At 66.1% G+C, this 289-nt stretch carries 1 protein-coding gene; it reads right to left on the bottom strand.

The features are described 5' to 3' along the window. On the bottom strand, nt 1-289 hold a 289-nt coding region (locus FLQ44_RS19965), incomplete at both ends, for an alpha-amylase family protein (RefSeq protein WP_206209013.1).

Genomic DNA, 289 nt, shown 5'->3' with positions numbered 1-289 from the left:
GAAGGCCTGCGCGCCCTGCTCGATCCACTGCAGGTAGGCGCCGACCAGGTGGTCCATCACCGCCGGGTTGTCTTCGTGGAAGTCCGACAGCTGGGCCAGATCGGGCTTGACGTTGTAGAAGGCGTGCAGCGGGTTGTTGGCCGGATCGAGCTGCTCCGGCGGCAGGTTGCCGTGGTCGGCGATGAGGTTCCCGCTGGCGTCGTAGAGGCGACCGAATTCCTTCTGGTCGACCGGCATCGACCAGCCCGGCGAGCCGTGGTTGGCGACGATGTCGAGCACGATCTTGAGC

The sequence above is a fragment of the Vogesella mureinivorans genome (assembly GCF_007644035.1).
GTDB classification, from domain to species: domain Bacteria; phylum Pseudomonadota; class Gammaproteobacteria; order Burkholderiales; family Chromobacteriaceae; genus Vogesella; species Vogesella mureinivorans.
The sequence above is the reverse complement of the archived record's forward strand: the minus strand, read 5'-3'. Positions and strand labels throughout refer to the sequence as shown.